Here is a 7856-nt window from a genome sequence, read left to right as displayed (position 1 = left end):
TGTCCGTTGGGGGGAAAACGTCTGAAACTCTTGTCATGTATAGGTTTAGTTAACGGGTACGGCAGGACTTGAACCTGCGGCTCGCTGCTTAGAAGGCAGCTACTCTATCCAACTGAGTTACGCACCCAACTCAAAAAATCGTTAACAATATCATTGTATCGGTGGAGTGTGCGATCGAGCAAGTAAATATTTTTTGATTTACCAACAAACCGGTTCGATCCAGAAAAATACGTTGTGCAGGGCCGCAAGTTCCGGCAGTTGACAGGAAACAGTTGACAGGAAACAAGGGAGAGTTACAGAGTACGTAAATCAAACCGTTTATGTGTCACGCAGTCTCGGCTCTATTCATGAGCTTATTTATGTCCGCGCCCGAGGTGGCGATTGCTATATTTAGACGTTGAGTTGAAACCCAAATATTTTGTCGAGCGGATATCTCCAGAAATTAAGCCGGCCCTCAAACGGTATAAGAGTTTGACTAGCTCGCCCCATACTTGACTCAAGTTACTCCTAGCGATAGATCTTAAAAGCATTGACAGGTTGGCCATTATCTGATACTAATGGGCTATTTTTACGGGGATGCAGAAAATCCCGTCTAAAAATATTCACCGAAAGTAAACCACCGTCCCTGCAAAACTGACGGGCCTGCAACGCCGATCGAACCTGATACCACGATTCGTTAAATAGTTTGAAAACAATCCTTGAACAATGGCTAAAAGCTTCCAAAGCAATAGTTATAACCGGGTCGCGCCGAGGGAGATGCTCCACGAGAATCTAGGGCTGACACAAGTAGTAGCCGACTCCAGCAGGTAGAGAGAGCAAGCAGACCCTCTGGAATTACTTGTAGTTAAATGGTGAAACGCGAGATAAGTTTAGCCAAGTTTTGTATAGCAGTTGAGCCACAGTGACTAATTTTCTGATATTTAGTTATATTTCCTAACACTCTGCTCGACTTGATCTTTGAGAAAAATGTGGTAGAACTAGGATTGAAAGACTCAGGTGAAAATCCTTGATGGTTGGGGAGCATATATCAGCTTCCTCTACGGCATCAAAGCAACACAGTCAATCGCCCGATCGGCACGATCTCAAAAATCAAGCGTTGCCAGTACAGCAGTCGTAAGTTGTGCGCGGGGGAATTTCCTTCGTGCATTAGTTCATATGCCATGGTTGAGAGACAATCTCAGCTTAGATACTTGTTAGCATTTGAATACGAGTGGGAAGTCCCGCACTCTATCCGTTTACAGGATGAGTGACGGGATGAAAACGAGCAGCAAACAAATTGAGCGATAGCGAATCCATGATAGGATCGAAATAAGCGGGGATGATAAGAGTAGCCGTGGTGGGCGAACTTTCCGTTGTATAAAGGCTAGACACCACCTATCAGTTTCTGACTGGTAGCCCCAAGATCCCGCTGGGCCGTAAAAGAGCTGATGGATGGGTGAAAAAATCAACAATTCTACTCCTTGGGACACAGGGAGTCTGCCTCGAAGATAAGTGATTATCTTGCTAGTTTAGTACCACCTTCAGGTGAGTAAAACCTACGGAGGGAGGATAAGACCAGCTTAGAGATGGCTCTAACAAGGCTCTCCCGTTGAAAGAGGAAGCCCGCACTCTATTTGTTTACAAAATGAGTGTCGGGTATGTCACGTGAACTCGTTGAATCAAGCATCTCCGAGCCTAAAAGCCTGGAGATCTTCAAAAGCACAGCACCTCGGCCATGACAGGAGTCAAATCGCAGTGTCATGTTTATTCTGAAACGGCAGGATGTTGAAATATCCAATTTTCAACACCCAAAACGGGATCAACAAATTCCCATTCTCAATTATCAGGGGCAGACTTTTCGTCTCATTAGCGCCTTCAACGGCAAGCAAGCAGAAGACGCCAGAGCCTTGTGGCGGGATTTAACCGACAACCGAGGCAAAGCCTGCGTTCTGCTAGAAGAGCCGGATAGATACAGCGTCTGGGGAAAAGTCCGTCTAGATCAGCTTGCCGGTGAAGAACCGGCCGGTACAGAATCCGCTAAAGCACCGCTATTCGCGCAGGGTTGTCTGCTACTCCTCCAAGCTGTTTACTTTGACGTAGAAGACCTCTTAGGCGCAAGGCAAGCCACATCGTTTCAGAAAGATATCACCAAGGTATTTCAGCAAGGAAACTTCCCCCAGGCAGACTCCGCTGATGCGATCAAAAATTGGCTGACCGTTAGTCCCTTGCAAAATCATAAGGTGCCCCCTTGGCAAGAGCAACATCTCAAAACCTTATTGCAAGAACTTCACCGTTTGGGCAAATCATATTTTGGCAATACCGACTTCGCTGAGGGAGTGAGCGATGTGCTGCAAGATATGCCAGCACCGGATCGCACTCAGTTTCTAGATTGGCTGAAACAATCAGCCCTCAACAAGTTGTGGATCGCAGGATAGAAAATCTTTGACAATTGCGATGGACAATTGGGCGCAGATAATCGAGCTGAGATAATTGCACTGTCGGGGGCAAGGGAGATACAGGTTGGATTGCCAACTTGTATCGATCGATCGACATGATTGTTAAATCAGTTAAGAAGCCAGCTACAGTCTGGCAATTTAACTAAATTTCGATCGCAGTTCCCACCCAGAATCATTGATCTGAGTGGGAGAGGGTCAAAGCCAAAAACATAGAAAGCAACATTTGAGGATATAATTTCCCAGTTCAATGCGGTACGGTAAAAGCCTTAAGGGTGAAGACGCAGACCGTATTTCTATCATCTATTCCCGGGGAAAATATCGACTAAGAACTAATTCAAAGAATTAGTAAATAGATACTATTCTAGTAGCTTAGTCTTTCGAGAGTGTACGAGGGCTAAAGTCCCGACGACACGCTGAGGACGGCAGTTTTTCCGGGAGCGTCAGATCAAGGTTCTTTGGCGAAAGAATCCTCATCTACAATCACAGATTGAGATGGGGGTGCGTTCAACCGCTAGTTAGGTATCGTGAAATCCCTATGAGTAGCACTTCAGAAAAGTCATCTACATCTACATCTTTACTATCAGCTCAGACCCTAGTGATTGTGGGCATTGTCTGGGCTGTCTTGGCGCTGCTGTTCTTTTTGCTGTTCAGCGTCCCTCTTTCAAAAGAAGATGGTTTACCGCCTTGGTATTCGATCGGCACTTATATTTTTGAATGCGGGGCATATCTGGGAGCAGCTTTAGTCTGTTTGAGAAACTGGAAAAGCCCCCACATGGCAAGCGGGCGCAACGTCTGGCTGGGAATTGGTTTGGGGATGCTCTTCTATTTTATCGCCGGCGTGCTGTTCGGGATTTGGGAACTCTATTTCGAGTTAGACCCAGACGTGTCCCCAGCAGATGCGTTTTATCTGGGCAGCTATGTGGTACTGATCGGAGGCATGGTTCTAGCTGTGACTTCCAAGCGGCTGAATCTAGAATTTTGGCAGTGGGGTTTGTTAGCGGGAATAGCAGCCTTTGGGATTGCTGTAGCTATCTGGGTTGCTGCACCGGACTCTTGGAGGGCACAGCTAGGAATGGCTCCGGCAGCCCCCCAGGAAGTAGTGACAGGATCTGCACCAGACTCAACGGCTGCCAAAGGAAAAGCCCCTGCTTTGGACAATTCGGCCCAGTCAAAGGCAAAAGGAACGGCAGCAGCGGCTGCTAAATCGGCACCGGAAGAAGAATCAGCAGAAGTAACTAAAGCTCCCGAATGGGTGATGGCACTTGACAAGCAACTATCACCTTACGCCTATGCAATCAATTTGTTTTACATCGTCGGGGACGTTTTTCTGCTGATTATTGCTACTGCGCTGCTGCTGGCGTTTTGGGGCGGACGTTTTTCCCAATCTTGGAGAATGATTGCGGCTGCAACTTTTTCGCTTTACATCGCAGATATGTACTTCAAATGGCGCGATACTCAGGCTGAGGGTAGTTATCAAAGCGGCAGTTTACTGGAAGTCTTTTTTGTTTTCAGTGGCATCCTGTTCGGAATAGGAGCTGTCTTGGAACATGACATCTCCACCCGTTCTCGTCAAAGCAGGCGGAGTCGTCGCTCCGCGTAGCGATTTGAGATTGGGGTTGCTTCGGCAACGGATTGGAAGGCGAAAGCTTTTTTGTCCTTGCCGACATCTGTCAACTGCCAATCGAAGATGAAAAATTACAGTTCGCCGATCGCACTTCCTACGTCTTTTCACGTCTTTTTGCTGGAAAACTTGGCATGACGCCCACAAAACTCTCCGATTCAGACAAACGGGAACTCCTCAGGCTGTACCGACAGTCGGACGAGAATACTATCACTCTGGCCAAGCGCTACAAAGTGAGTAGTTCGACTGTCAGGCGCATCCTTCAGGGGGCTTTGTCCGAGTTAGAATACGCATTTCTAGTCCAGCAAAAACAAAAGCGTTCGTCCGATCGCAGCACCAGCAGCGTTTCTCAACCAACAGAAACGGCTGCTGAATCGCCGCCCTTGAGCTTCATCGCCCCTGGAGATACTCCCCTGTCTGAGTCAGTCCCCGTCGCGCAGCCAGCCCCAAATTCCAGGCCCACAATCCGAAAGCGTTCTCTATCAGCCGCCCAACCCCTAGCAGAACTCGCAATTCCAGGAACTTTACAGTCGGATTTCGAGGTTTCTGATTTACCAGATGCCCCAGCAGGCAATCTTGCCGAACCCAGCCACCGTGCTGTTGTGAGTGGGGAACTACAGGCAATGCTTAGCGGTGAAGATTTTAGCGATTTCGACGAAGATGAGGGTGACGATGAGGATGAGGATGAGGATGATTTAGATGACGACTTCGACGAAGATTTAGAGGATGAAGATTCTCTGTTTGAAGGCAGTCTGCTGGGTTCGATGTCCGGGGAGTCGAGCGAACTTCGGGCTATAGGCCCGATTCAAGTTTTGCCTTTAAGCGAAGCATCTGTGCCCAAAATTTGCTATTTAGTAGTCGATCGGGCGGCAGAGTTAATCACCAGACCTCTGAAAGCATTTGGCGAACTCGGTCAAATTCCGGCGGCCGAAATTCGCGAGAAAACCCTACCAGTTTTTGACAATCACCGAGTGGCGCGCCGATTTTCTACTCGCAATCAAAGAGTTTTCAAGATTCCCGACGGCAGGCTGCTGCAAAAAGCCGCGCCTTACTTGCTAGCCAAGGGAATTACTCGGCTGCTGATTGAAGGTCAGGTTTATTCCATCTAAGGTTTGAAAAATTAACTTAATATTCTGCGGTGTCCGAGTCTTCGGGATTTGCTTGAAATCTGGGACGCGAGTCTTGGGAATCTGAAAGGTTCCAAAGCGGTTGTAGCAGTGCACCGCCTATCAGGCCCGCACTAATGCTCATTGCCAATACTAATCCTACAGGAATCTGTATGGATTTAAACAAGATAAAGCTTAAAGCTACTGGCGCGGCGTTCTGGACTGAGATTATGCCGATCGCACTTGCTAAAATTGCTACTAAAAAACTTAGGGCGAGCAGAGGAATTGTTTTCATAAACTGGCAGACCACCTAACACTTTAACTGATATTACTGCTTAATAATTTAAATTTATAGCGGTTCTCAGAAAGATGAGGTACTATCGGGCCTGGGCCGGGCCTAGGGCCTAGGGCCTAGGGCCTAGCTCACCACGCTTGAGAACCGCTATATGTCAAAATATGATTTTGGTAAACCTTCTATTGTTAAATAATATACAACTATACAACAAGATTAGGGGCAAAGTCAAGTAGATACCGGAGAATTATATTTTGTGCTAGATTAAATATAAAAAATATTTTTTTACACTTCCTACGTTTTTACAATTAGAACTGTATTTGCAAGTATATAATTGGCTGCTATCTCAAGTAAATTGAATGATGTTAATGTTACCTTCATGTTGGCAATTTAAGTTACCAATGTACCTCATGAACCTGAAACACGCTGTATTTATCACTCTTAAAACATGGACTATTTCACATCATTGATCGGACAAAATCGAGCAGTAGAATTGCTAAGCCAAGCAGTCGAACGCAACCGAATTGCTCCCGGTTATCTATTTGTCGGCTCCAACGGCACCGGCAAAAGCTTAGCAGCACAGTGTTTCATCGAACTTTTATTCTCAGTAAATCTTCCCGAAAGGCGATCGACAGAATCCGTGCAAAATCGCGTGCGACAGCGAAACCATCCAGACTTGCTCTGGGTAGAACCAACATACATGAACCAAGGCAAACGGCTGTCCCCAAAAGAAGCAGAGGAAGCAGGATTAAAGCGAAAAGCACCGCCCCAAATTCGCCTAGAACAAATTCGCGAAATCGGCGAATTTCTGAGCAGGCCACCGCTAGAAGCTGGGCGTTCAGTCGTAGTTTTGGAACAAGCAGAAACAATGGGCGAAGGAGCCGCCAACGGCTTGTTGAAGACCTTGGAAGAACCGGGAAAAGCAGCGCTAATTTTAATTGCTCCGACTGTGGAAGCTTTGCTACCCACTTTGATTTCCCGCTGTCAAAAAATCCAGTTTTCGCGGCTGAATCCCGAAGCAATGGCACAAGTTTTGCAGCAAGGGGGATTTGCCGAGATTTTATCCCATCCCGAGATAATTGGGATGGCGCAGGGAAGTCCTGGAGAGGCAATTGCTATTTGGCAGCAACTGCAATCAATACCCGAGGATTTGCTGCAAAAAGTCAAGCATTTGCCTCAAAATTTGCGGTCAGCTTTGGAATTGGCTAAGGAAATTGATAAAACTTTGGATACTGAATCTCAGTTGTGGTTAATTGATTATTTACAGCATTGTTACTGGCAGCAATTTTTGGCAGGCCGAATTAGCCGATCGCCCTTAGAACCCTTAGAAAAAGCCCGCCAATATTTGCTAAACTACGTACAGCCGCGATTAGTCTGGGAATGCACACTAATGGGAATCTGTCAAGCATAATAACAGTGCAAATTTTTATTGCAATAGCATGAGTAAGTAAATCCATCTAATTAAATATAAAAGGCTCGCTAAAAAGCTTGCTTTGTATGTCTTATTCCGACTTAGATGTATCTTTTTCTTCTGTTTTCTTGCTGAAATCCGTTACATCCGTTACATCCGTTACAGAATCCGTTGCCGAACTTCCTTCTACTTAACACAATGGAAAAAGCCACATTTGCCGCCGGTTGTTTTTGGGGAGTCGAACACAAGTTTCGCGCCGTTGCGGGTGTCATCTCAACTGCTGCGGGCTACACAGGAGGTCACTGGCCCAATCCCTGCTACCTCGATGTCTGCGCCCGAGTTACCGGTCACGCTGAAGCAGTGCTCTTGGAGTACGATCGATCGATCGTGAGTTACGAAACACTGCTGGACGTATTTTGGAACTGTCACGACCCAACCCAAATCAATCGCCAAGGCCCGGACAGAGGCGAACAGTACAGGTCAGTCATTTTTTATCACAATTGGGAACAAGAAAAAGCCGCCCGCGCCTCCAAACAAAAATTGCAAAATTCCGGTAAATACGACAAAGATATTGCCACCGAAATCAAACCCGCTGGTGAATTTTATATGGCAGAGGATTACCACCAGCAGTATATTGAGAAGAAGCGGGAGCCCACCCCGCAGCCCGATTTATTTCCATCCACCTAATTATTAGTCATTAATTATATTCTGTCCGCCATAACAACCACAATCAAATTCGTTTTCGTTCGTAGTGAGGACTTCAGTCCTCATCCAAATCAGAGGACTAAAGTCCTCACTACGAACCTGATAAAGATAATTTTCCCCAAACAAAAAGCGCCCCTATTTCTAGGAGCGCTTTTTGTTATCGATAGCTAAAACTTAGCCATTGATAGAAGGAGCAACCAAAGCCACAGGAGTGGTGTCAGCAGCAGCCAAATCGAGAGGGAAGTTGTGAGCGTTGCGCTCGTGCATTACTTCCATACCCAAGTTA

The 7856-nt window shown here is 46.5% G+C and carries 7 protein-coding genes and 1 tRNA gene; 5 read left to right on the top strand and 3 right to left on the bottom strand.

Features of this window, described 5'->3' with window-relative positions; genetic code table 11:
* Nucleotides 1-53: 53 nt before the first annotated feature.
* Nucleotides 54-127, bottom strand: a tRNA-Arg gene (locus JGK39_RS32065).
* 1612 nt (nt 128-1739) lie between these two features.
* Between JGK39_RS32065 and JGK39_RS32060 the strand changes: the two genes are divergently transcribed.
* From JGK39_RS32060 to JGK39_RS32050, 3 genes are all read left to right on the top strand, one after another.
* Nucleotides 1740-2414, top strand: a complete 675-nt coding sequence (locus tag JGK39_RS32060) for an Npun_F0813 family protein (RefSeq protein WP_293259928.1) — start codon at nt 1740-1742, stop codon at nt 2412-2414.
* A gap of 556 nt (nt 2415-2970) precedes the next feature.
* Entirely contained in the window at nt 2971-4035 is a 1065-nt protein-coding gene (locus JGK39_RS32055; protein WP_293259931.1) for a hypothetical protein, read from the top strand.
* Between the two features lie 155 nt (nt 4036-4190).
* Nucleotides 4191-5165 (top strand): hypothetical protein, encoded by a 975-nt coding sequence (locus JGK39_RS32050; RefSeq protein ID WP_293259949.1) that lies wholly within the window; start codon nt 4191-4193, stop codon nt 5163-5165.
* Nucleotides 5166-5181: 16 nt separating this feature from the next.
* Here the strand turns inward: JGK39_RS32050 and JGK39_RS32045 are convergent, their stop codons facing one another.
* Nucleotides 5182-5457 (bottom strand): LapA family protein, encoded by a 276-nt coding sequence (locus JGK39_RS32045; RefSeq protein ID WP_293259934.1) that lies wholly within the window; start codon nt 5455-5457, stop codon nt 5182-5184.
* 445 nt (nt 5458-5902) lie between these two features.
* Here JGK39_RS32045 and JGK39_RS32040 point away from each other — a divergent pair, with 445 nt between their 5' ends.
* Together JGK39_RS32040 and msrA are read left to right on the top strand one after the other, a co-directional pair.
* Complete coding sequence (locus JGK39_RS32040) at nt 5903-6865, top strand: DNA polymerase III subunit delta' (RefSeq protein ID WP_293259937.1); 963 nt, start codon at nt 5903-5905, stop codon at nt 6863-6865.
* A 198-nt stretch (nt 6866-7063) separates the two neighbouring features.
* Entirely contained in the window at nt 7064-7552 is a 489-nt protein-coding gene (gene msrA / locus JGK39_RS32035; RefSeq protein ID WP_293259940.1) for a peptide-methionine (S)-S-oxide reductase MsrA, read from the top strand.
* Between the two features lie 192 nt (nt 7553-7744).
* On the opposite strand, the gene JGK39_RS32030 is transcribed toward msrA, so the two are convergent.
* The coding region (locus JGK39_RS32030; protein WP_293297141.1) for a photosystem II protein D1 at nt 7745-7856 on the bottom strand (112 nt) is incomplete at its 5' end.

This window comes from Microcoleus sp. PH2017_12_PCY_D_A (assembly GCF_020738565.1).
GTDB lineage: Bacteria > Cyanobacteriota > Cyanobacteriia > Cyanobacteriales > Microcoleaceae > Microcoleus.
Note: the sequence above shows the minus strand (reverse complement) of the source record. Positions and strands in the feature narration are given on the sequence as shown.